18 protein-coding genes are annotated in these 22,970 nt (G+C 68.9%); 8 read left to right on the forward strand and 10 right to left on the reverse strand.

The features are described 5' to 3' along the window. Both AC1DCT_RS10970 and AC1DCT_RS10975 read right to left on the reverse strand, forming a co-directional pair. A complete protein-coding gene (locus tag AC1DCT_RS10970) occupies positions 1 to 1,077 on the reverse strand; it encodes an ABC transporter permease (RefSeq protein WP_441976485.1) in 1,077 nt (358 codons plus the stop codon). Between the two features lie 174 nt (positions 1,078 to 1,251). Next, positions 1,252 to 2,886: an ABC transporter substrate-binding protein gene (locus AC1DCT_RS10975; protein WP_477230008.1), complete on the reverse strand. Its 1,635-nt coding sequence runs from the start codon at positions 2,884 to 2,886 to the stop codon at positions 1,252 to 1,254. Between the two features lie 327 nt (positions 2,887 to 3,213). Here AC1DCT_RS10975 and AC1DCT_RS10980 point away from each other — a divergent pair, with 327 nt between their 5' ends. Further along, positions 3,214 to 3,438: a hypothetical protein gene (locus tag AC1DCT_RS10980; RefSeq protein ID WP_477230007.1), complete on the forward strand. Its 225-nt coding sequence runs from the start codon at positions 3,214 to 3,216 to the stop codon at positions 3,436 to 3,438. A 223-nt stretch (positions 3,439 to 3,661) separates the two neighbouring features. Here the strand turns inward: AC1DCT_RS10980 and AC1DCT_RS10985 are convergent, their stop codons facing one another. The 4 genes from AC1DCT_RS10985 to AC1DCT_RS11000 all read right to left on the reverse strand — a co-directional run bounded on the left by AC1DCT_RS10985 (position 3,662) and on the right by AC1DCT_RS11000 (position 8,815). Further along, the gene (locus AC1DCT_RS10985; protein WP_477429163.1) at positions 3,662 to 4,042 is read right to left on the reverse strand and encodes a DUF779 domain-containing protein; all 381 of its coding nucleotides are present in this window, start codon (positions 4,040 to 4,042) and stop codon (positions 3,662 to 3,664) included. Between the two features lie 171 nt (positions 4,043 to 4,213). Further along, positions 4,214 to 5,764, reverse strand: coding sequence for an acetaldehyde dehydrogenase ExaC (exaC, locus tag AC1DCT_RS10990; RefSeq protein ID WP_477429165.1), 1,551 nt, complete (start codon positions 5,762 to 5,764; stop codon positions 4,214 to 4,216). A 172-nt stretch (positions 5,765 to 5,936) separates the two neighbouring features. Beyond that, positions 5,937 to 7,259: a GAF domain-containing protein gene (locus AC1DCT_RS10995; RefSeq protein ID WP_440732700.1), complete on the reverse strand. Its 1,323-nt coding sequence runs from the start codon at positions 7,257 to 7,259 to the stop codon at positions 5,937 to 5,939. Positions 7,260 to 7,351: 92 nt separating this feature from the next. Further along, positions 7,352 to 8,815, reverse strand: a complete 1,464-nt coding sequence (locus AC1DCT_RS11000) for an MFS transporter (protein WP_477429167.1) — start codon at positions 8,813 to 8,815, stop codon at positions 7,352 to 7,354. Positions 8,816 to 8,945: 130 nt separating this feature from the next. Here AC1DCT_RS11000 and AC1DCT_RS11005 point away from each other — a divergent pair, with 130 nt between their 5' ends. After that, positions 8,946 to 9,668, forward strand: coding sequence for a TetR/AcrR family transcriptional regulator (locus AC1DCT_RS11005; protein WP_477429169.1), 723 nt, complete (start codon positions 8,946 to 8,948; stop codon positions 9,666 to 9,668). A 9-nt stretch (positions 9,669 to 9,677) separates the two neighbouring features. Here the strand turns inward: AC1DCT_RS11005 and AC1DCT_RS11010 are convergent, their stop codons facing one another. Continuing rightward, complete coding sequence (locus AC1DCT_RS11010) at positions 9,678 to 11,120, reverse strand: CCA tRNA nucleotidyltransferase (protein WP_477429171.1); 1,443 nt, start codon at positions 11,118 to 11,120, stop codon at positions 9,678 to 9,680. An 83-nt stretch (positions 11,121 to 11,203) separates the two neighbouring features. Between AC1DCT_RS11010 and AC1DCT_RS11015 the strand changes: the two genes are divergently transcribed. Further along, the gene (locus AC1DCT_RS11015; RefSeq protein ID WP_477429173.1) at positions 11,204 to 13,051 is read left to right on the forward strand and encodes an alkaline phosphatase family protein; all 1,848 of its coding nucleotides are present in this window, start codon (positions 11,204 to 11,206) and stop codon (positions 13,049 to 13,051) included. 24 nt (positions 13,052 to 13,075) lie between these two features. On the opposite strand, the gene AC1DCT_RS11020 is transcribed toward AC1DCT_RS11015, so the two are convergent. From AC1DCT_RS11020 to AC1DCT_RS11030, 3 genes are read right to left on the reverse strand one after another with little or no spacing between them, the layout of a single operon-like run. Next, positions 13,076 to 13,993, reverse strand: coding sequence for an alpha/beta hydrolase (locus tag AC1DCT_RS11020; RefSeq protein WP_477429175.1), 918 nt, complete (start codon positions 13,991 to 13,993; stop codon positions 13,076 to 13,078). 23 nt (positions 13,994 to 14,016) lie between these two features. Then, complete coding sequence (locus AC1DCT_RS11025) at positions 14,017 to 15,072, reverse strand: LLM class flavin-dependent oxidoreductase (RefSeq protein ID WP_477229999.1); 1,056 nt, start codon at positions 15,070 to 15,072, stop codon at positions 14,017 to 14,019. Between the two features lie 39 nt (positions 15,073 to 15,111). Beyond that, positions 15,112 to 16,650 carry a DUF7059 domain-containing protein gene (locus tag AC1DCT_RS11030; protein WP_477429177.1) on the reverse strand — a complete coding sequence of 513 codons (1,539 nt, stop codon included), beginning with the start codon at positions 16,648 to 16,650 and terminating at the stop codon, positions 15,112 to 15,114. A gap of 161 nt (positions 16,651 to 16,811) precedes the next feature. Between AC1DCT_RS11030 and AC1DCT_RS11035 the strand changes: the two genes are divergently transcribed. The 5 genes from AC1DCT_RS11035 (at position 16,812) to trxA (ending at position 22,873) form a co-directional block, all read left to right on the forward strand. Then, positions 16,812 to 19,013, forward strand: coding sequence for a DUF6049 family protein (locus AC1DCT_RS11035; RefSeq protein ID WP_477429179.1), 2,202 nt, complete (start codon positions 16,812 to 16,814; stop codon positions 19,011 to 19,013). Positions 19,014 to 19,092: 79 nt separating this feature from the next. Further along, a complete protein-coding gene (gene murJ / locus AC1DCT_RS11040) occupies positions 19,093 to 20,622 on the forward strand; it encodes a murein biosynthesis integral membrane protein MurJ (protein ID WP_477229996.1) in 1,530 nt (509 codons plus the stop codon). A gap of 28 nt (positions 20,623 to 20,650) precedes the next feature. Next, positions 20,651 to 21,307, forward strand: coding sequence for an IMPACT family protein (locus AC1DCT_RS11045; RefSeq protein ID WP_477229995.1), 657 nt, complete (start codon positions 20,651 to 20,653; stop codon positions 21,305 to 21,307). Positions 21,308 to 21,522: 215 nt separating this feature from the next. Further along, the gene (trxB, locus tag AC1DCT_RS11050; RefSeq protein WP_477229994.1) at positions 21,523 to 22,476 is read left to right on the forward strand and encodes a thioredoxin-disulfide reductase; all 954 of its coding nucleotides are present in this window, start codon (positions 21,523 to 21,525) and stop codon (positions 22,474 to 22,476) included. Positions 22,477 to 22,549: 73 nt separating this feature from the next. Further along, positions 22,550 to 22,873 carry a thioredoxin gene (gene trxA, locus AC1DCT_RS11055; protein ID WP_292717765.1) on the forward strand — a complete coding sequence of 108 codons (324 nt, stop codon included), beginning with the start codon at positions 22,550 to 22,552 and terminating at the stop codon, positions 22,871 to 22,873. The last annotated feature ends 97 nt before the right edge of the window (positions 22,874 to 22,970 follow it).

The raw sequence follows: 22,970 nt of genomic DNA on the forward strand, positions 1-22,970 counted from the left end.
TCAGTACCTCACCCGCGGGTCGATCATGGCGGCGACGATGTCGACGACGAAGTTGGTGACGGCGACGATCACCGCGATCATGACGACGATGCCCTGCACGGCCACGAAGTCGCGCGCCTTGAGGTACTCGCTCAGCATGAAGCCGATGCCCTTCCACTCGAACGTCGTCTCGGTGAGGATGGCGCCGGCGAGGAGCAGTGCGATCTGCAGGCCCATCACGGTGATGATCGGGATCAGTGCCGGCCGGAACGCGTGCTTGGTGACCAGACGGTACTCGCTCACGCCGCGGGAGCGACCGGAGGTGACGTACTGCTGGCCGAGCGTTCCGATCACGTTGGTGCGGATGAGCCGCAGGAAGATGCCGGCGGTGAGCAGGCCGAGGGCGAGGGCCGGCAGGATCGCATGCCACAGCACGTCGAGGATCGCGGGACCGTTGCCCAGCCGGATGGCGTCGAGCAGGTAGATCCCGGTCGGCGTGCTCACGCCGCTCATCAGCAGCTCGGTCTGCGTGCTCGCGCGCCCGGAGACCGGCATCCAGCCCAGCCAGACCGAGAAGACGAGCTTCAGCAGCAGGCCGACGAAGAAGATCGGCGTGGCGTAGGCGAGGATCGCCATGATGCGCAGAGATGCGTCCTGCCACTTGTCGCGGCGGTGCGCCGCGACGAGGCCGAGCGGGATCGACACCGCGAACGCGACGATGAGCGCGTAGATCGCGAGCTCGAGCGTGGCGGATCCGTAGGTCAGCAGCACCGTGGTGACCTTCTGGCCGTCGGTGATCGTCGTGCCGAAGTCCCCGCGCAGGATGTTGCCGAGGTACTCGAAGTACTGGATCAGGACCGGCCGGTCGTAGCCGGCCTGGTGCACACGCGCGGCGAGCTGGTCGGGAGGCAGGCGACCGCCGAGGGCCGCGGTGATCGGGTCGCCGGTGACCCGCATCAGGAAGAAGACCAGGGTGACCAGGATGAGGACGGTGGGGATGATCAGCACGAGGCGGATCAGGATGTAGCGCCACAGTCCTCCTCCGGAGGACTTGGGACGCGTCGCCACGGGATCTGCGGCGAGGACATCAACGGCCATGGGGAACCTTCGTGAGGGTGGAGCGGATCCGGTCGCTTCACTGCGAACCGGAGTCGGGCGGATCAGGACCCCGTGACGGGGAGTCGAGCCTGTCGAGGTTAGGGACCGGATCTGCGCCCTGGAACGAGGACGGGGCACCGTCGCGAGTGCGGCGATGCCCCGTCTGAGGGTGCGCTACTTCGTCAGCGGCGCGTAGCGGAACTTGAACGACGCGTCGAGCGTGGTGCCGTTCACGTCCTTGCCGACGACGGCGACCTGCTTGCCCTGCAGCAGCGGCAGGGTGGACAGGTCCTTCGCGACCATGTCCTGCACCTGCGCCAGGTCGGCCATGCGCTTGTCCTTGTCGGTCTCGGTCTGCGACTTCACGATGAGGTCGTTGACCGCGGTGTTGTCGTAGTGGTTCTTCAGGAAGTTGTCCGTCGTGAAGAACGGCGACAGGTAGTTGTCGGCGTCGGAGTAGTCCGGGAACCAGCCGAGCTGGTAGGCCGGGTACACATCGGCCGTGCGGTCCTTGGAGTACTGCGTCCACTCGGTGCTCTGCAGGTTGACGGTGAACAGACCGCCCTGCTCGAGCTGCGCCTTGATCGCGGCGTACTCGTCACCCGAGGACGGGCCGTAGTGGTCGCCGTTGTACTGCAGGTTCAGCGTGACCGGACCGGTGATGCCCGCGTCGGCGAGGACCTTCTTCGCCTTGTCGAGCGAGGGGCCGCCGTTGCCGTCGCCGTACATCGACTTCAGCGGCTGGGTCGCGCCGGCCATGCCGTCGGCGACGAACGAGTACAGCGGGCTGTACGTGTCCTTGTAGACGTCCTTCGCGATCGCCTCGCGGTCGACGAGGTCGGCCGCCGCCTGGCGCACGGCCTGAGCCTTGGCCGGGTCGGCCTCGGGGGTCGTCGCACCGAACGGCTGCGTGTTGAAGTTGAAGACGACGTAGCGGATCTCGCCGCCGGGGCCCTCGACCAGCTTGACCTTCTTGTTCTTGCCCAGGTCCGCGGTGTCGGTGGCCGACAGACTGCGGAACGCCACGTCGACGTCGCCGTTGCCGATCGCGAGCTTCAGGTTCGACGCGTCGGCGAAGTACTTGACGTTGACCTGGCTGTTGGCGGCCTTGCCGAGCTCGCCCTGATAGCCGGCGTACGGCTTGTAGGAGATGAGCTGGTTCTTCTTGTAGTCGGTGATCTCGTACTGACCGGCGAAGGCCTTGCCCTTGACGATGGCGTCGTCGTCGGTGACCTTGTCGGCCGAGAAGACCTTCTCGTCGACGATGGGCGCGGCCGGGCTGGAGAGGATGAGCGGCCAGATCTGATCGTTGCCGTTCTTCAGCGTGAAGACGACCGTGGTCGCGTCCGGCGCCGCGGTGCTGGCCAGGTTGCCGAGGAGCACAGCCGGCCCGTTGGGATCGTTGATCTTGACCATGCGGTCGAAGGAGAACTTCACGGACGCCGAGGTCAGCGGGTCGCCGTTGGCGAACTTCAGACCCTTCTTGAGCTTCACCGTGTACTCGGTCGGCGAGGTGAACTCCGCAGACTCGGCGATGTCGGGGGTGACCTCCGCGGTGCCGTATTTGCTGTTCATCAGGAACGGGTAGACCTGGTTCATCACCGCGAACGACCCGTTGTCGTACGAGCCGGCCGGATCGAGGTACGTGATCTTGTCGGTTGTGCCGACGGTGATCGTGCTGCCGGAGGATCCCCCGGTCGAACCCCCGCCGCCCGTGCTGCTCGTCGCACAGCCCGCGAGAACGAGGGCCGTGGCGCCGAGCGCGCCGATGGCGAGGCCGAGACGGCCTCGAGTGCTGTGGAATGACATATACACCTCTGTATCGGTTCCGAGACCGCGCTTCAGCGCGGCCGCAACATCCATGGCCGTCAGGGTTCACGGCGCACGGGACACCCGATTGTAGGCATGGGTCGGCGATTCGCGGGAGTTCCGACGCCGAGACGTGACCTGGCCAGGAGATCTTCCTGGCTGGCATCGACGCGGACCTTAGCCGTTCCGACGGGCGGGATCCCTGGATAGCCGGGGACCGCTCCTTGGCAGCCCGAGTCGTCCTCGCTAGCCTTACCCCATCGCCAGCGGCGAATGCTGACGGGGCCCGATCTCGGGCATCGACAAACCGGAGGAATCACTATGAGAATGCGCAAGTTCATTGCTGCGACGGGGGGAACCGTTCTCGCAGCTGCGCTGACCATCGCCATCGCACCGAGCGCCTCGGCGGCCACCCAGGTCGGTTCGGGAGGCTACGCCTCGCTGAGTGCCTGCCAGGCCGACCAGCGCCAGTTCGCGCGCAGCGGATATCAGATCGCCCAGAACTGCGAGCTGCGCGGCGACGGGTACTACCACTTCACCTACTGGGCCTGACCCTCGACGCCACGAGTTCTTCGAACTCTCGTGAACAGACCCTGGGACCTCGACGCTAGATCCCAGGGTCTGTCCTTTCGCCTCCGACTCTCCCCGACGCTCGGGCGCTCCCTAATCCGGGGCATGCGGGAGCTAGCGGGCGTAGCTGTCGATACAGATCGACCGCAGCCGCTGATCCCGACCCGGTAAAAGGGACCGGCTGCCAGCCGGTCCGGGTCGTCGATCAGGCCAGGGCGAAGTGCTCCAGCTCGTCCTGATCGAGCATCCGCGAGCGGGTCAGGAACCGTTTGCCGGTCGGTGCCTCGACGCTGAATCCGGATCCGCGTCCGTCCACGACGTCGATCGTGAGGTGCGTGTACTTCCAGTACTCGAACTGCGACACGGACATGTAGACCGGCACGGACTCCTCGAGGCCGACGTCGAGATCTCCGAGCAGCACGTCGCCGGATCCCGTCAGGAACATCCCCACCGGATAGCACATGGGTGCGGATCCGTCGCAGCATCCTCCGGACTGGTGGAACATCAGCGGACCGTGCTGCGCCGTCAGTTCGCGCAGCAGCGCCGCCGCCTCGGCCGAGACCTCGACGCGGTGGAACTCGGGCATGGCCCGCTCCTCTCGTGTGTCGCCCCTCGGTCGTTGAGCGACGCTTCGACTCGCTACGCTCGCTCAGCGCGGGTCCTCGCGAGACGAAACGCGGCGCCCTGTCGAGCTCCCCGCGTTTCGTCTCGGTCGCGTTCGGCGTCCTCGCTCAACGACCGGTGGTGGGTATCCGGATCAGAAGAAGCCCATCGGGCCCTCCGCGTAGGAGACGAGGAGGTTCTTCGTCTGCTGGTAGTGGTCGAGCATCATCTTGTGGTTCTCGCGGCCGACGCCCGACTGCTTGTACCCGCCGAACGCGGCGTGCGCCGGGTACTGGTGGTATGTGTTCGTCCAGACGCGGCCGGCCTCGATCGACCGGCCGGCCCGGTAGGCGGTGTCGCCACTGCGGCTCCACACACCGGCGCCGAGGCCGTAGAGCGTGTCGTTCGCGATCGAGATCGCGTCGTCGAAGTCGGCGAAGCTCGTCACCGACAGCACCGGCCCGAAGATCTCCTCCTGGAAGATCCGCATGTCGTTGGTGCCCTCGAACACGGTCGGGGCGACGTAGTAGCCCTCGCTGAGGTCGCCACCGAGGTCGACACGCTCGCCCCCGGTGAGCAGGCGCGCACCGCCCTGCTTGCCGATGTCGATGTAGCTGAGGATCTTCTCGAGCTGATCGTTCGACGCCTGCGCACCGATCATCGTGGTGAGATCCAGCGGGTTGCCCTGCACGACCTTCTTCACGCGCTCGAGCCCGTCGGAGAGGAATCCGTCGTAGATCGAGCGCTGGATGAGGGCGCGGGACGGGCACGTGCAGACCTCGCCCTGGTTCAGGGCGAACATCGTGAAGCCCTCGAGCGCCTTCTCGTAGTACGGGTCGGCGGTGGAGCTCGCGACGTCCTCGAAGAAGACGTTGGGGCTCTTGCCGCCGAGCTCGAGGGTCACCGGGATGAGGTTCTGCGACGCGTACTGCATGATCAGGCGCCCGGTCGTGGTCTCGCCGGTGAAGGCGACCTTGCGGATCCGCTTGTGCTGGGCGAGCGGCGCACCCGCCTCGATGCCGAAGCCGTTGACGATGTTCACGACGCCGGCCGGGAGCAGGTCGCCGATGATCTCGAACAGGAACAGGATCGATGCGGGCGTCTGCTCGGCCGGCTTGATGACGACGCAGTTGCCCGCGGCGAGCGCCGGGGCGAGCTTCCACGTGGCCATCAGCAGCGGGAAGTTCCACGGGATGATCTGGCCGACCACGCCGAGCGGCTCGTGGAAGTGGTACGCCACCGTGTTCTCGTCGAGCTGGCTGATGCCGCCCTCCTGGGCGCGCAGCACGCCGGCGAAGTAGCGGAAGTGGTCGACGGCGAGCGGGATGTCGGCGGCGAGCGTCTCGCGGATCGGCTTGCCGTTCTCCCACGTCTCGGCGATCGCGATGATCTCGAGGTTCTGCTCGATGCGGTCGGCGATCCTGTTCAGGACGTTGGCGCGCTCCGTGGGGCTCGTCTTGCCCCAGCTCGCGAACGCCTTCCAGGCGACGTCGACGGCGCGGTCGATGTCCTCACTGGTACCGCGGCCGACCTCGGTGAACGGCTTGCCGTTGACCGGGCTGACGTTCTCGAAGTACTGGCCCTTGACGGGCTCGACGAACTCGCCGCCGATGTAGTGCCCGTAGCGCGGGCGGTAGTTCGCGAGCGCGCCCGGCTGCCCGGGTGCCGCATAGGCGGTCGACACGCTCTCCTCGATGATGGTCATCGCGTCTCCTTCGACGTACCGCGGCTCCGATGCCGCGCGGGTTGATGTGTGCCTCGACGGTAGGCGCGTGCACGTTGCACCCGGATGCGTCACGTTGCATCGGGTTGCACCCCGGGGGTCGTTGAGCGAGCACGCCGGAGGCGAGCGAGACGAAACGCCGGGAACGGCGGCGTCAGCCCTGCTCGAGGCGCTCGATGCGGCTGACGAGACCCGCGCGCTTCGGCGAGCGCGCGGGCAGCAGCTCCAGGCAGAGGCGCAGGATCTCGGCGTCCTCGGATCCTTCCGGGATCTCGGCGTAGCTCAGCAGTACATCGATGCTGGCCTCGGTGCGCATGGTCTCGCGCAGGATCGAGCGCACCGAGTCGCGATACTCCTCCACGCCCGGCGCCGCCGAATCCGGCAGCACGGGGCCGCGGTACGCCGAAAGCGCCACCCGGTGCGCGCCGCGGTCGAGCAGCGACAGCACGTCCTGGGCGTCGGTCTCCAGCGGCACGGTCAGCCGGTACGGACGCGACTCGGGAACGAGCGCTGGCCAGATCCGCTCGAGCGCCCTGCGCAAGCGGACCATCTCCGGGCGCAGGGTGTCGGCCGAGGATCCTTCGCCGTACACGAGCTCGGCGAGACGCTCGGCGGACAGCCCCTGCCGGTGCACGGCCAGCAGCAGCAGGATCTCGGCGTGCCGCGCGCTGAGCTCGACCGAGCGCTCGCCGTCGTCGCTGAACACCTCGAGCCTGGCCCGATCACGGCCCAGCACGCGCAGGGCGGCGCGCTCGGGAATCGGACGCCGCCGCGGGGCTGGGGCGACGGGGGCCACCGGCTCGGCGCGGGCTCGCAGCCGTGCCACGAGCAACTCGGCCTCGACGGCGCGGGCGGTGGCGTCGACCAGCATGCGCGCCTGCGGGCTCGCGGCCTCGGCGCCGCCGGTCACGTCGATCACTCCGAGGATGCGCCGGTCCTCCGGATCGAACACGGGTGCAGCGGTGCATGACCACGGCTGCACGAGACGGTTGTAGTGCTCGGCCCCGTGGATCTGCACCGAGGCGCCGAGTTCGAGCGCGGTGCCCGGGGCGGAGGTGCCGACCGCTCGCTCCGACCAGTTCGCGCCCTCTACGAAGCCCATCTCACCGGACAGGATCCGCTGATTCAGATCCCCTTCCACCCACAGCAGACGCCCCGCGTGGTCGCCGACCGCGACGATGACGCCCGAATCGTCGGCGGATCCGGGCAGCAGCAGGGAGCGGATCGTGTCCATCGCCCCGGCGAGCGGGTGCGCGAGCCGGTAGGCGTCGAGGGCGTCCGCGGTGAAGTCGAGCGGGGGCAGACCCTCGGCGCCGACGCGCTGCCGCCACGACCGCTCCCACGACTCCCGCACGAGTGAGCGCACGCTCTGCAGACGGCCGTCGTCGATGTTGCCCGCGACGAGCTCCTCGTGCGCGCGCTCGATGAGCAGGCGCGCGGGCGCCGGCTCGCGGGAGGGCTGCCAGCCAGAGGACACAGGGTCTCCGATCGTCGGCGACGGAGTGGGTCCAGTGTACGGCGACCGGACTCGGCAGTGCCGCGATCGGAGCATTGCGGCTCCCCGCGGCGTCAGGCCGGCGCTTCGTGCTCGTCGACCGTGCGCGCGTCGGTCAGGCTGAGCGCGCCGATGCCGGCGATGATGCCGACCGCCACGGCGAGCACGGCGAACACCACCTGCTCGCCGTGGAAGAAGGATGCGACGAGGGCGGGATCCCATGCGCCGACGGGGAGCGTCACGGTGACCAGGGCGGCGATGAGCGTGCCGACGACGGCCGTACCGACGCTGGTTCCCAGCTCCTGTGCGGTGTCGTTCATGGCGGCGCCCATCGAGGTGCGGTTCTCGGGCATCGCGCCGACCAGTGCCACCGCGCAGATCGTCATGACCGTGCGCAGGCCCGCCGTCATCACCACCATCGCGAGCGCGATAGCGAGGTAGTCCTGCTCGACCGCCCAGGCCATGACGCCGAGGCCCGCCGCGAGCAGGCCCGCGCCGATGAGACAGGCGATGCGGTGCCCGAACCTGCGCACGAGCCACTCGGTGAGGGGTGTGGCGAGGATCATCGTCGCGATGAGCGGCAGATTGGCCAGGCCCGCCTGCAGCGGCGACCATCCCCACGCGTACTGGAAGTGCAGGATCAGGGCGAACATCACGCCCGCCATCGCGACCGAGGTGCCGATCTGGGCGATCGCCGCGCCGCGCACGGTTCCCCGGCGGAACAGGGCCAGATCCAGCATCGGCGCCACCGCCCGTTGCTCGCGGAGGATGAAGAGCACGAGCGAGACCACGGCGCCGGCCGCGACCGCGAGCGTGATGGGTGATGTCCACCCGTTCTCGATGCCGCTGGTGAGCACGTAGCAGCCCATACCGATCGTGAGGATGCTCAGTGCCGCGCCCGGCAGATCGAGCCGGTCCTTGGTGAGGCCGCCCGGGGCGTCGGCCGGCACACCGAAGTGGACGCCGGCGGCGGCGATCAGGGCGATGGGCGCGTTCACGAGCAGCAGCCACTGCCAGGGCAGATGAGTGAGCATCGTGCCGCCGAGGAGCGGACCGAGGACGAAGCCCGACATTCCGACGACCATCATGAGCGTGATGGCGCGCATGCGCAGCTTCTCGTCGTCGAACAGCCGGAAGACCAGCGAGTTGGTGATGGGCGCCATGGCGGCCGCGGCGATCCCGAGCAGGGCACGCAACGCGATGAGCTCGCCGGTGCTGGCGACGAGCAGTACGGCCAGGCTGATCAGCCCGAACAGGCCGAGCCCGATCTGCAGCACCCGGCGTCGCCCGAAGCGGTCGGCGATCGAGCCGGCGGTCAGCAGCAGGCCGCCGAACGTGAGCGAATAGGCGCCGGTGATCCACTGCAGCGAGGTCGTGTCCCCTCCGAGCTCGCGACCGATGGTCGGCAACGCGATCGAAAGGAGGGTGTTGTCGACCATCTCGACGAAGAACGCGAGACAGAGAGCGGCGAGCGGGATCCAGGCGGCCCGCAGGGATGAGTAGGTGCGGGAGCGAGCGAGGACGGGTGCGTCGGTCATGGCGATTCCTCCGATCGACAGTTAATCGAACGACGTTCGATGACCGAACGCCGTTCGATAGAATAGAACGATGTTCGATGATGTGCAAGCGCCTCCGACGCCGGGACGATTCGCATGGTGGGATGGAGCCATGGCAACCACACCGCAGCAGGCCGACGGGCCCGCACGCCAGCGCGGTCCGCGCACCCGCTCCCGCGCGTCCCACTCCCTGGAGTCGGTCCTCGCCGGCGCGGTGGAGATCCTCGACGAGTCCGGTGCGCAGGGACTGACGATCCGTGCGCTGGCCACACGGCTGGGCGGCGGCGTCGCGAGCGTGTACTGGTACGTATCAGGGCGTGACGAACTGCTGGATCTGGCTGCCGACTCTGTGCTGGGCGGCGTACTCGAAGCGACGGCGGACGTCGGCGGCGAGGACCCGATCGAGGACCTCCACACCATCGCGCTCGCCATGTTCGATGCGATCGTCGATCGGCCCTGGCTCGGCGCCTACGCCCTCCGCGACACGACGAGCCAGATCCACTCGCTGCAGCTCTACGAGCGCATCGGGGAGCACGTGATGCGCCTAGGCCTCACGCCGCGCCAGGCGTTCCATGCCACCTCGGCGGTCGTGGGCTACGTGATCGGCACCGCCGCCGACCTCGGCCAGGAGCCGCCCGCCGCCGTCGTGTCGGGCAAGGTGAGCCGCGAGCAGTACATGGCCGAGGCCACCGCGCAGTGGCGCGCACTCGATGCGGCCGAGTTCCCCTTCATCCACCACATCCTGGACGAGTTCGACGGCCACGACGACCGCGACCAGTTCCTCGGCGGGCTCGACCTCCTCCTGGCCGGACTCCGCCTGCAGGCGGGGCGCTAGTTCCCGAGCTCAACTCCGCGCGGCCCACCAGTCGCGCAGACGCCGCTCGGCGGCCCCGGGGCCGATGACGCCTTCGTCGAGGCGCAACTCGAGCAGGAAGCGGTACGCCTCGCCGACTTCGCGGCCCGGGGCGATGCCGAGGATGCGCTGCACGTCGTTGCCGTCGAGCTCGGGGCGGATCGCGTCGATCTCCTCCTGCTCGCGGAGTGCCGTGATCCGCGCCTCGATGTCGTCGTAGGCCGCGGCGAGGCGGGAGGCCTTGCGCTTGTTGCGGGTGGTGACGTCGGCGCGGGTGAGGATGTGCAGACGCTCGAGCTGGTCGCCCGCGTCGCGCACGTAGCGGCGCACCGCCGAATCTGTCCATGCGCCCTCCGCATACCCGAAGAAGCGCAGGTGCAGCTCTATGAGCTTCGCCACCGCGTCGGTCGACTCCTTGTCGAACCGCAGCGCCTGCATGCGCTTACGCGCGAGGCGGGAGCCCACCACGTCGTGATGATGGAAGCTCACCGCGCCCCCCGGCTCGAGCTTGCGGGTCTGCGGCTTGCCGATGTCGTGCAGCAGCACGGCGAGACGCAGCACCGCGTCGGCCGGTTCGCCGGGGTGACGGGCGTGCTCCAGCGCGATCGCCTGCTCCAGCGCGGTGAGCGAGTGTTCGTAGACGTCCTTGTGGTGGTGGTGCTCGTCGACCTCGAGCCGAAGTGCATTGACCTCGGGCAGGAACTCGTCGACGAGACCGGTGTCGACGAGCACGCGGATGCCGCGCACCGGGTCGTCGGACTGCAGCAGGCGGATCAGCTCCGACTGGATGCGCTCCGGGCTCACGATTCCCAGCGTCGAGCGCAGCTCAGCCATCGCCGCGAGCGTGCGCTCCTCGATGCCGAAGCCGAGCTGGGCGCTGAACCGGGCCGCGCGGAGCATGCGCAGCGGATCGTCGCCGAAGCTCACCTCGGGGGTGGTGGGAGTGCGCAGGAGGCCCGCGATCAGATCCTCCACTCCCCCGGTCGGATCCACGAGCCGCTGCTGCGGGACGAGGAAGGCCATGGCGTTGACGGTGAAGTCACGGCGCACGAGGTCGCCGTCGATGTCGTCTCCGAAGGAGACGACGGGCTTGCGGGTGACGCCGTCGTAGGCGTCGGCACGGTACGTGGTGATCTCGACCTGCTCGGACGGACCGTCGGGCGAGGGCACCTTGGCGCCGATCGTGCCGAACTCGCGGCCGATGTCCCACTGCGTGGTGGAGATCGGCTTCACGATGCGGAGGATGTCGTCGGGGCGGGCGTTCGTGGTGAAGTCGAGGTCGTGCGTGGGCCGGCCGAGCAGCGCGTCGCGCACGGGGCCGCCGACCACGGCGAGGTCGAACCCGGCGTCGGCGAACGCCGTGGCCAGGGTCCGCACGACCGGATGCTCGGCGAGGGCGCCCAGGCGCGCAAGGGAATCGGCCATGTTGAGCATGGTCTCCAGGGTACCGGGGTGGGCTCAGCCGCTGCCGAGCGCGCGGTCGTCGGCGCCCCTCGGCCGCTCAGTAGGATCGCGGCATGGTCAGACGCAAGAACTCCCCTGCCCCGAGCGACGGATCATCCGCTGCGGCCGGCGATCCCGCCGGTGCACCCGAAAACGCAGCCGCGACGCCGGACGACGGCACGGGTGACTCGGCGGGGAAGGGCCGCTCCCGGTCCCGCCGCGACTTCCTGCGCCTCGGTGGACTGACCGCCGCCGGAGCTGTCGTCGGTGGCGGTGCAGGGGCTGCGGCCGGCTACGCGCTCGGCCAGCACAACGGCTTCGCGGAGGCGCTGGACGACTACGGCGCCCTCGCACCCCGGCACGCGCCCGGATTCGACCACATCGTGGTCGTCATGGGTGAGAACCGGTCCTTCGACAACCTGCTCGGCTACCTGTACACGAAGGAGAACCTGCCGGAGGGCAAGGACTTCGAGGGCCTCGCCTTCGGGGAGTACTACAACGAGCTCGACGGCGTGCGCTACGACGCGCACGTCTACGAGGGCCCGACCGACCAGATCATGACGTGGCCGGATCCGGATCCCGGCGAGATGTATCCGCACGTCAACACACAGCTGTACAACGTGATCAATCCGGCAGAGAACGCCGACCTGTACGACGGCGGCTTCCATCCCCCGTACAACCATCCCGAGGACGGCCAGGAGCCGACCATGAGCGGCTTCGTCACCGACTACCAGGTGAACCTCATGCGCCTCAAGCACGGCAAGGAGCCGAGCGAGGACGAGCGCAAGCGCATCATGGGCTCGTTCTCACCGGAGATGCTGCCGACGGTGTCGACGCTCGCCCGCGAGTTCGCCGTGTTCGACCACTGGTTCTGCGCCGTGCCCTCGCAGACGTTCTGCAACCGCACCTTCTTCAACGCGTCGACCTCGCACGGCTTCGTCACGAACCACGAGGGCGGCGACTACGACAAGTGGCTGAACGCGCCCAAGTCGCCGACGATCTTCAACCGCCTCGAGGATGCGGGCCTGAAATGGAAGGTCTACTTCGACGAGCTGCAGATGGTCTCCTTCACCGGCGTGCTGCACGCACCCGTGCTGGAGAAGTTCTGGCGCACCGAGCACTTCGGTACGATGGACGACTTCTACGCCGACGTCGAGCACGGAGAGCTTCCCGCGTACTCCTTCATCGAGCCGCGCATGATCTACAACCACAACGACTTCCACCCGCCGTTCGGGGCGCGACGGGAGAGCGACGTGGACGGATCCGACATCATCAACAGCGCGTTCTCCGATGTCCGCGCCGGCGACGACCTCGTGCACGACATCTATGACGCGATCCGCACGAGCAAGTCCACGAAGGGATCCAATGCGATCAACACGCTGCTGCTGATCACCTTCGACGAGCACGGCGGCACCTACGACCACGTCGTCCCGCCGAAGGCGACTCCGCCCGACGATTCCGGCACGGGCGAGATGGGGTTCGAGTTCGACCGCCTCGGTTGCAGGGTGCCGGCGATCGCCGTGTCCGCCTACACGCGCAAGGGCACGATCGTGAACGACCAGATGCACCACGGATCCGTGATCGCGACGCTCACCCGCCTGCACGGCCTGAAGCCGCTCACCCGCCGCGATGCGACCGCCAACGACCTGTTCCAGATCATCAACCTGGACAAGCCCCGCCACCCGTCGGACTGGCCCGTGACGAAGTCGCTGTACACGCCCCCGAACCCCGAGGCGAAGCCGCCGCATCCTGCGCATGCGCATGCGGGAAAGCCGTTGACCCCGCCCGCCCAGGGCCTGCTGGGCCTGCTGCTCGCGCGCTACGGCCTGCCGGAGGATCAGGAGCCGCAGACCTTCATCGACGCGTACAACCTGCTGCACAAGCACGGCAAGGGCCTGTTCGGCGCACCGGATGAGGACTGACCCCGCAGGGCCCCGCGACCCGGACTAGGCGGTGGGGACGACGACGCGTTCTCCGAGCCGCTCGGCCAGGAAGACGCCGGCGCGATCGAGAGCGCGATCGGCAGCAGGAAGCCTTCCCACCGCCGTCTGATAGTTGTGCGGTGCCCGCGCGGCGGACTCCAGCGTGACATCGACGTCAGCGTGGGCGGCGTTCATCGCGAGACGGAGAGCGTCATCATGCAGCAGCTCTCTGCTGCCCACCTGGATCAGCAGGGGAGGGAGCCCGCTCAGATCCGCGAACACGGGACTCGCGAGCGGCGAGCGCGCCGCATCTCCGGGGTCGTGCTCCGGAAGATACCGCCGCCCGTATGCGGCGATGTCGTCCGGCTGGAACAGCGGATCGTCGCCGTCCCGCGTGGTGAAGGAGGCGCCGCTGAGGGTGAGGTCCGTCTGCGGGGAGAACACGGCGGCCGCGACCGGCATCTCGAGACCCGCCTCCCGCGCGGCGAGGAGCGTGGCCACCGCGAGTCCGCCTCCCGCCGAGTCGCCTGCGATGAGCAGGCGGTCGGCACCGTGGCTCTCGACGAGCTCCGCGTACGCGGCGAGGGCATCGTCTACGGCCGCGGGGAACCGATGCTCCGGCGCGAGCCGGTAGTCGAGCGAGTACGCCGTCGTGCCCGTGCGCACCGCGAGGCCCGCTGCCATACCGACGCCCGTCTCCGCGGATCCGATCACGTATCCGCCGCCGTGCAGGTAGAGCAGGATCCCGTCCCCGGCGCCGTCGGGACGCAGCTCGATCGCGGGCCGTCCGCCCAGCTGCCGGCGCGCGGACGCGACCCCGGTCGGCGGTGGGACCGCGCCCTGCTCGAACGCCTCCCTCATCTCCTGAACGGTCGCGTCCGCCGGGAAGCGGTTCTTCGCGTAGTTCTCGGACAGCTGATCGAACTCGGCTCGCGTCTGCATGGCTCCCGAATGTAGCCGGGGGTTCAGACAGCGTCCCCCTGCACCGGGCCCTCGGTGTTGGGCTTCCAGCCCAGCGCCGGCGCCACGTGCTCGGCGAACGCCTGCAGCACATGCAGGTTGTACTCGGGTCCGAGCTGGTTCGGGATCGTCAGCATGAGGGTGTCGGCGGCCATGACGGCCTCATCCTGCTTCAGCTGGGAGATGAGCACATCGGGCTCGGCGGCATACGTCTTGCCGAACGTGGAGCGGAACCCGTCGATCACGCCGATCTGGTCGCCGTTCTCCTCGCTGCGCAGCCCGAAGTAGGCCCGATCCTGATCCGTGATGAGCGGGAACACGCTGCGGCTCACCGACACCCGTGGTGCGCCGGCGTGACCGGCCTCCTTGTAGGCGGCGCGGAACAGGTCGATCTGCTCGCGCTGCAGCTCATGGAACGGCTGGCCCGTCGCCTCCGTGAGCAGCGTCGAGCTCATCAGGTTCAGGCCCTTGCGTCCGGTCTCCTCCGCCGTAGCGCGGGAACCCGCTCCCCACCAGATGTGGTCGCGCAGCGTCGGGGACTGGGGCTCGATCGCCAGGTAGCGGCCGGCCCCCACCATGCGGGGGTCGCCGGGCGCCACACCGGCCCCGTCGATCACCTGCAGGAAAAGGTCGAACTTCTCGCGGGCCATCACGCCGCCGCGCTCCGGATCCTCCTCGTCGTGGAAGCCGAAGGTCTCGTAGCCACGCAGCGCGGTCTCGGGTGAACCACGGCTGACGCCGAGCGCGATGCGCCCATCGGCGATCCAGTCCAGAGCCGCTGCCTCCTCGGCGAACTGGAACGGGTTCTCGTAGCGCATGTCGATGACGCCGGTGCCGACTTCGATGCGCTTCGTGCGCGCGGCCATCGCGCTCAGCAGCGGCATGGGCGACGCCGCCTGGCGCGCCCAGTGGTGCACGCGAACATATGCGCCGTTGACGCCGATCTCGTCGGCGCCCTCGGCGAGCTCGATGGTCTGGCGCAGCATGTCGCCGGCGGTGCGCGTCGTCGACCCCGGCACGTCGCCGTAGTGCCCGAACGAGAGGAATCCGAAAGCCTTCATGATTTATTCAAACGCATGGATCCCGACATGCATTCCCTTTCAGTGCTCGGCGGGGATCAGGAAGCCGTCGGTCACGAGTGCGCGCAGACGCGGCTCGAGGTCGGCCCAGAGGTCGGTGAGGGACACCTCGAACAGGTCGGCGAGCGCGGACACGATCTGGACGACCGTGAGGTCGCCGTCGCACGCGCCGACGAAGCCGGCGAGCGCCGGGTCGACCGAGATCGTGCGGCCGAACCCTCCGCCCTGGCGCAGCTCGATCACGCTCGGCGCCTCCTGACCGGGCAGGTGATGGCGGGCCTCGGTCACGTCGGGCGCGACGAGCAGTACCTCGGGGATGCCGTCGGCGAGAGCGTCGTGCCCTGTCAACCCGTCGCGGAACGCCCTTCCGGCGCTCGTCACGGGCTGGGTGAGCGTCTCGAAGCGGCGCAGCGGACTCACTGAGGCACCGGAGTCGGCCCCGACGGGCCGGCGGATCAGCACGTACCCGAACCCGATCTCGGTCACGCCGCGGGCGGCGAAGTCGGCGAGCCAGGCGTCCAGCAGCGGCTCGAACGCGGCGTCGCGGGGTGTCGTGCCGCCGTCGCGGATCCACAGCTCCGCATAGCCGAGCGGCGACAGCGTCTCGCGCTGCACGACCCAGACGTCCAGTTCCGGGGCGATCCACGACTCCAGGCGGCGGAGCCCCAGAACGGCACCGCGGGACTCCCAGTTGCCGAGCAGCTGTGCGGATCCGCCCGGGACGAGGTGTGCGGGGGCCTGCGTCACGAACGCCTCGACGAGCGCGTCGCCCACGAGCCCGCCGTCGCGGTACTCGTACTCGGGCACGTCCGCGCCGCGCGGCGTGATCACGAACGGCGGGTTCGACACGATGAGCCCGAAGCTCTCGCCCGCGACCGGCTCGAACATGCTGCCCTGGCGGAACTCGATGTTGTGCACGCCCGCGAGCATCGCGTTCAGCTCGGCGTAGGCGAGGGCGCGCGCCGAGATGTCGGTGGCGATGACGGATCCGGCGTGCCGGGAGACCAGCAGCGCCTGGATGCCGCAGCCCGTGCCGAGATCCAGCGCACGCTCGACCCCGACCGGCATGACCAGAGATGCCAGGGTGCGCGAGGCGCCGCCGACACCGAGCACATGGTCGGACGGCAACTCGCCGCCGCCTTCCATGTGGTGCAGGGCCAGCTCGTCGAGGTCGCTCGCGATCCACCACTCGCCGACCCCGTCCGCGTCGACGAACGACTGCGGCCGGATCAGGGCGGCCGGCACCACCGCGCCGTCCTCCCGGTAGCCGAGGCCCAGCGCCTCGAGCCCGTCGAGGCCGGTGCGCGCGAGCGCTGCCGCGACGTGGGCCTCCGGCTGCGGCATGCCCAGTACGAAGAGGCGCCCGAGCGTGGCCAGGGCATCGGTGCGGCCCTCGACCGCCGCGAGCAGCGGCGAGCGGATGCCCCGGGCGAGAGCGTCGTCGGCCTCCGCGCCCCAGGCGGCGCGCAATGGCTCCGACCGAAGGTCGGCGGCGTCGAGATCGGCGGCGAGCGCCGCGCACAGCACGGAGTCGGGACGGGGCAGCAGGTGTCGGACCACGGCGCCAGCCTACGCGGGGCGCTGCGCGGTCTCCGCGGCGCGCTCGATGGTGCGCATCGGATGTCCCGCACCCTGCCCGCCTCCAGGGATCGGGCCTGTGCGCCGCCTAGAATCTCAGGGCCAGCACTCCCCTGCGCCCCGCGCGCCCGACGGATCCCCCGATGACTGCGACTCAGACCGAATCAGCCCCCCTGCGCCTGCGCGTGCGACGCACCGCCGGAGCCTTCGCCGTCGCGCTGGGCCTGCTGCTCCCCCTTGCCGCACTTTCACCTGCCGCGGCGGAGGAGACCCCCACCCCCAGCCCGACGCAGACACCGCAGCACACGGGTGTGCAGCTCTCGCTGCAGCCGGACGGAAACGGATCCTATGCATCCGGATCACCGCTGACCGCGACGCTCACGCTGCGCAACGATGCCACCACCGGTCTCGGCGCGGGTACGGTGCACCTGGAGCTGGGGCGTGCTCCGCTCGGCGATCGTCGCGCCGTGAGCGCCTGGCTGGACGGATCCGGCGACGCACCCGCGCTCAGCCCGATCGGCGACGTGCGCACCACGGTGCTGGATGCCGAGGGCACCTCACGCACCCAGGTCGTGGTGCCGGCGGGCGACGTCGGCGCGCTCACCCCCGGCGTCTACCCGCTGCAGGCACGGTTCGAGGCGACCCCGGCGGCCGCCGATGCAAAGGCACCGGCTCCCGCACGCAGCGCCCTCGTGGTCGCGCAGGGGACGCCCGCCACCGTCGTCACGGTCGTGCCGATCACGGCGAACCCCACCGGCGACCTACTGAGCGCTGCCGAACTCACCGCTCTCACCGCGCCGGCCGGGGCGCTCACGGCGCAGCTGAACGGCGTCGCCGGCACCTCTGCCGTGCTCGCCGTGGACCCGTCCATCCCTGCCGCGATCCGCGTGCTCGGTGCGGGGGCACCCGCCACGGCGACAGCGTGGCTCGCGCGGCTCGAGGCGCTGCCGAACGAGCGCTTCGCCCTGCAGTTCGGCGACGCGGACGCCACGGCGCAGGCGGCAGCCGGGCTGACCGCGCCGCTCACCGTCGACGACTTCGAGCCGTTCCTGAACCCCGCCGGCAAGACCTCGACGACACCCGCGCCGACGCCGACATCGACATCGACATCGAGCCCCTCGCAGGACCCTGCCGCACCCGACGCGATCGCGGGCGCCCGCACCGACATCCTGTGGCCGCGCGGCCAGGTCACCGCCGGGCAGGTGGCGACGATGTCGCATTACGGCCCTGCGGGTGCCGGAACCGTGCCGATCCTGCCTTCCACATCCTTCACCGCGGGTGCGCAGGATGCCCCGGTCTCGTCGCGCGGTGCCGTGGGCGGCACGGCCGTGCTCGTCAGTGACGAGGCCGTCTCGGAGGCGCTGAGCGCCGCGGCCGAGCAGTCCGATGCGGCGGCCCGCGGGGACGCACTGACCGAGGCGAACGCGATGCTGTGGTTCGACGCGCCCGGGTCCACGGTGCTCGCCGGTCTCTCCCGCACCGGGACGCGGTCGGAGGAGGGACTGTCCAGCGCTGTCACCGCATTCAGCGGCGGGCAGGACGGGCGCCTGGATCGCGTGCTGTCCGGCGCTCCGACCGAACTCGCGGTCGCCACGGGGTCCGCCGAAGACCGCGCAGAGGCCGTGACTGTCCTGAATGAGGACGCCGGTCGCCTGGCACAGTTCGCCACGATCCTCGAGCGCCCCGCCGATCTCACGGTGCGCGAGCGCATCTCCATGCTGCGCCTGCTCGGTGTGGGCGTGCACACGACTGCCGAGGACTTCGGCACGGCTCTCGCGTCGCATCGCGCCGTGACGCGAAAGACCATGGAAGCAGTCGGGATCCAGCCGTCCAATCCGATCCTGATCAGCCCGAAGGTCGACGTTCCGGTGTGGGTGCGCAACGAGCTCCCCTATCCCGTCCGAGTGAGGCTCAACGTCTCATCCAGCGACAGCCGCATCGACGTGCCCGCGGCAACGGACGTCGAGGCGCAGCCTTCGAGCACCACGCGCGTGCGCCTCCCCCTCGAGTCGCACGTGGCCAACACCGAGCTCACACTCACCATGACCTTGACGAGCCCGACGGGCGTCGCGATCGGCCCGGCGCAGACCGCGCGCCTCACGATCCGGGCCGAGTGGGAGACCATCGGGCTCATCGTGTTCGGAAGCCTGGGCCTGCTGCTCATCGGCGCCGGGATCTTCCGCACGATCCGCCGCCGCAGGATCACCGCCACAAAGCATGCCGCAGATGGCATGGAAGGATCCGACGGCGCGGCGGACGAGAGCGACCGGGAAGAACTCGCGGTCGCGGACATCCCCACCGAGAAGACCGGATCCGCTTCGGGCGAGAAGGAGACGAATGAGTAGCCTCGGTCGCGCCAGCGCCCTGCTCGCGGCGGGCACGATGGTGTCGCGCATCACGGGACTGCTGCGCACGATCGTGCTGGTGGGCGTGATCGGTGCGGTCGGCAAAGCGCCCGATGCCTTCGCGCTCGCCAACCAGCTGCCGAACGACGTGTTCTCCATCATCTCGGTAGGTCTGCTGACGGCCGTGCTCGTGCCCCAGATCGTCAAGGCCGTTGCCGGGGAAGACGGTGGCAGTGCCTTCATTTCGAAGATCTTCACCGCGGGTACGGTCGTGTTGCTCGCAGCCACGGCAGCCGCCATGCTCGCGGCCCCCTGGATCATCAGCGTCATCATGAAGGCGGGCACGAGCGTCGAGCAACAGCAACTCGCCCTCGCTTTCGCGTACTGGTGCCTTCCTCAGATCTTCTTCTACGGCCTCTATGCCCTCATCGGTGAGACCCTGAACGCGCGCAAGATCTTCGGCCCATTCACGTGGGCGCCTGTCGTGAACAACGTGGTCTCGATCGCGGGATTCCTCATCATCGGGTTCCTGTTCGGAACTCCGCTCACCGAGGTCTCCGATTGGCCCGCCAACCGGATCGCCTGGCTCGGCGCCACTGCCACCCTGGGTATCGCCGTACAGGCGGGTGTCCTCCTCGCGTTCTGGCCACGCACGAAGCTGGCGCTGCGCATCGATTTCCGCTGGCGGGGGGTCGGTCTCGGCAACGTCGGCAAGTTGGCCGGCTGGACCATGTTGATGGCGTTGTCGAGCCTCATCGCCGGCTTCTACCAGCACAGTGTCGCCCTGGCCGCATCGGGTTCCAACGCATCGTTGACCGTGATGAACAACGCATGGCTGATCTTCATGCTCCCCTACTCGGTGATCGTGCTGTCGATCGGGACGCCGTACTTCACGCAACTCAGCGAGCACGCTCACGCCGGACGCCTTGAGGATCTGCGAGGCGATATCGCACGCAGCATCCGAACGCTCGGCTTCTTCCTCACGGGCGCGCTGGCCGCGGTGGTGGCCGCGACCGTTCCCGCCTCGCGCATCTTCACCGACAACCGTGATGAGGCCCAGGCCGCGGCCCTCGTTCTCGTCGGTTACCTGGTCGCACTCCTCCCCCTGGCAGTGCTCTTCATCGTGCAGCGCACCTTCTACGCCCTTGGAGACACTCGCACGCCCTTCGCCTTCACGATCTTCCAGTGCATCCTCATCGCCGCCACGGCGTTCGGGACGCAACTCCTCCATCAGGCCGGCATCATTCCCCTGTCTGCTCTGGCGGCGACGCTGGCGCTCGGCCAATCCGTTGCCAGCGTGCTGCAGACCATCGTCGCGACCGTGCTGCTTCACCGCCGCCTCGACGGCATCGGGACGAGTCGCTGGATCCTCGCATTGGGGCGCTTCGTGCTCGCCGCCATTCCCGCCACCGCCGCGGGGTGGGGAGTTTTCCTTCTCCTCGGCGGCCCACACGGATGGACGACGGCAGACCGGATCCCGGCGGCGGTCGGCTGTCTGATCATTGCTGCGGTGGTCATGGTCGTCTACATCGGTCTGCTCGCCCTGCTGCGTGCACCGGAGCTCGACGCCCTGAAGGGTCTCGTGCGCCGCTTCGTGCCCTCGCGCTGAGCCGTCACGGATCCGGACCTCGCCTCAGATGACCACGCCCAGCCGTTACCCCGACACGATCGCCACCCCCGTCACGCGTGAGCTGGTGGTGAAGAAGTCGCGCTTCATCGCCCACCTCGTCCCGGTCCGCTCGGTCGCTGAGGCAGACGAAGTCATCGCCTCCGTTCGTCGGCAGTATTGGGATGCCCGCCATAACTGCACGGCGATGGTCACCGGGCTGAACGGCGATCAGGCGCGGTCCTCCGATGACGGGGAGCCCTCGGGCACGGCCGGGATCCCGATGCTCGAGGTCCTGCGCCGCCGCGGACTCACGGACCTGGTCGCGGTCGTCACGCGCTACTTCGGTGGCGTGAAGCTCGGCGCCGGCGGGCTGATCCGCGCCTATTCGACTGCGGTCTCCGAGGCGCTGGACGACGCCGCGCTGCTGCACCGCCGTGAGCTCCTCGAGGCGCGTGTCGACGTGCCGCACGCCGATGCCGGCCGCATCGACAACGCTCTGCGCGAATGGGCCACGGCCCACGGTGCGTCCTTCGGCGATGTCACGTACGGCACCTCGGCCTCCTTCGCTCTCTGGATCCCGCCCGCGATCAAGGAGGAGTTCGCCGCTGATCTCGCCGCGGTGTCGGCCGGATCCCTCCTCCCTGTCTACGGTTCGACGCGCATCGTGGACGTCCCAGGCGACTGACTCGGGATCACGCGCCACCACCCTGCCCTCCGAGCCCGCACTGCTCCGACCTCGGAAGTCCTGACGGATCAGCCGACCCGCGCTGTGATGCGTGGATCCCGCCACGTTCACCACAGCGGGGCCACGCCCTCGCCCAGGAACGGCGGGTAACGCCCAGGCCCGCGGAATGCCGCGCCGGTACCATGTGTTGAAGCGTGCGAAAGCAAGGAGAAGCAATGCGACAGGTCATCATCATCGGTTCGGGACCTGCGGGATTCACCGCGGCGATCTACGCGGCCCGCGCGAACCTGAATCCGGTGCTCGTGGCGAGCTCGGTCGAGGTCGGCGGCGAGCTGATGAAGACCACCGAGGTGGAGAACTTCCCCGGCTTCCCCGAGGGCATCCAGGGTCCGGACCTGATGGCCAAGATGCAGGAGCAGGCGGAGAAGTTCGGCACAGAGGTGCTCTACGACGACGTCACCGAGCTCGAGCTCGACGGCGAGATCAAGAAGGTCACGCTCGGCAGCGGCACCGTGCTCGAGGCCGCGTCCGTGATCTACGCCACCGGATCCGCCTATCGCACACTCGGCATCCCGGGCGAAGAGCGTCTCTCCGGTCATGGCGTCTCCTGGTGCGCGACCTGCGACGGCTTCTTCTTCCGGGAGCGCACCATCGCCGTCGTCGGCGGTGGTGACTCGGCGATGGAGGAGGCGACGTTCCTCACCAAGTTCGCCTCGAAGGTGTACGTCATCCACCGCAAGGACTCGCTCCGCGCCTCCAAGATCATGCAGGAGCGCGCCTTCGCGAACGACAAGATCGAGTTCATCTGGAACAGCGCCGTCGAGGAGGTGCTCGGCGAGGACGCCACCACCGCCGTGCTGCTGCGCAACACGGTCGACGGCACGACGAGTGAGCTCCCCGTGGACGGCCTGTTCATCGCGATCGGCAACGACCCGCGCACGCACCTCGTGCACGGCAAGCTCGACCTGACCGCGGAGGGCACCATCTGGGTCGACGGACGCACTTCGCGCACCTCTGTTCCGGGCGTCTTCGCTGCCGGCGATGTCATCGACCCGACCTACCGTCAGGCGGTCACGGCTGCCGGATCCGGCACAGTCGCAGCGCTGGACGTCGAGCACTTCCTCGCCGCGCTCTCGGATGGAACCACCGCCGAGTCGGTTCTCGTCTGAGCCGCGGGAACACTTCAGCCCCTACCGCTGTTGACGCCTCTGAGCGTCTCACGCTTTCACAACAAGGAGAATCATGACTGCCAAGGCAACCAGCCAGGCGACCTGGGAGCAGGATGTGCTTCAGGCCGATGGCCCCATTCTGGTCGACTTCTGGGCCGAGTGGTGCGGTCCGTGTCGCATGGTCGCGCCCGTGCTGGACCAGATCCAGTCCGAGAACGGCGACAAGATCACCATCCTCAAGCTCAACGTGGACGAGAACCCCGATCTCGCCATGAAGTACCAGATCACGTCCATCCCGGCGATGAAGGTCTTCCAGGGTGGCGAGGTCAAGACCACGATCATCGGCGCGAAGCCGAAGTTCGCCCTCGAGCAGGATCTGGCCGCTTTCCTCGGCTGATCCCGCCCACACGGCCTCGAAGCCCGCTCTCCTCTGGGAGGGCGGGCTTCGTCGTTCCCGGATCGATCCTGTTCAGAGCGGCTCCGGATCATGCTCC

Source organism: Microbacterium sp. 10L49 (assembly GCF_056395125.1).

Coding starts and splice junctions, on each gene's coding strand:
- AC1DCT_RS10970 (WP_441976485.1), bottom strand. CDS start 1,077: ATGGCCGTTGATGTCCTCGCCGCAGATCCCGTGGCGACGCGTCCCAAG.
- AC1DCT_RS10975 (WP_477230008.1), bottom strand. CDS start 2,886: ATGTCATTCCACAGCACTCGAGGCCGTCTCGGCCTCGCCATCGGCGCG.
- AC1DCT_RS10980 (WP_477230007.1), top strand. CDS start 3,214: ATGCGCAAGTTCATTGCTGCGACGGGGGGAACCGTTCTCGCAGCTGCG.
- AC1DCT_RS10985 (WP_477429163.1), bottom strand. CDS start 4,042: ATGCCCGAGTTCCACCGCGTCGAGGTCTCGGCCGAGGCGGCGGCGCTG.
- exaC (WP_477429165.1), bottom strand. CDS start 5,764: ATGACCATCATCGAGGAGAGCGTGTCGACCGCCTATGCGGCACCCGGG.
- AC1DCT_RS11000 (WP_477429167.1), bottom strand. CDS start 8,815: ATGACCGACGCACCCGTCCTCGCTCGCTCCCGCACCTACTCATCCCTG.
- AC1DCT_RS11005 (WP_477429169.1), top strand. CDS start 8,946: ATGGCAACCACACCGCAGCAGGCCGACGGGCCCGCACGCCAGCGCGGT.
- AC1DCT_RS11010 (WP_477429171.1), bottom strand. CDS start 11,120: ATGCTCAACATGGCCGATTCCCTTGCGCGCCTGGGCGCCCTCGCCGAG.
- AC1DCT_RS11015 (WP_477429173.1), top strand. CDS start 11,204: ATGGTCAGACGCAAGAACTCCCCTGCCCCGAGCGACGGATCATCCGCT.
- AC1DCT_RS11020 (WP_477429175.1), bottom strand. CDS start 13,993: ATGCAGACGCGAGCCGAGTTCGATCAGCTGTCCGAGAACTACGCGAAG.
- AC1DCT_RS11025 (WP_477229999.1), bottom strand. CDS start 15,072: ATGAAGGCTTTCGGATTCCTCTCGTTCGGGCACTACGGCGACGTGCCG.
- AC1DCT_RS11035 (WP_477429179.1), top strand. CDS start 16,812: ATGACTGCGACTCAGACCGAATCAGCCCCCCTGCGCCTGCGCGTGCGA.
- AC1DCT_RS11045 (WP_477229995.1), top strand. CDS start 20,651: ATGACCACGCCCAGCCGTTACCCCGACACGATCGCCACCCCCGTCACG.
- trxB (WP_477229994.1), top strand. CDS start 21,523: ATGCGACAGGTCATCATCATCGGTTCGGGACCTGCGGGATTCACCGCG.
- trxA (WP_292717765.1), top strand. CDS start 22,550: ATGACTGCCAAGGCAACCAGCCAGGCGACCTGGGAGCAGGATGTGCTT.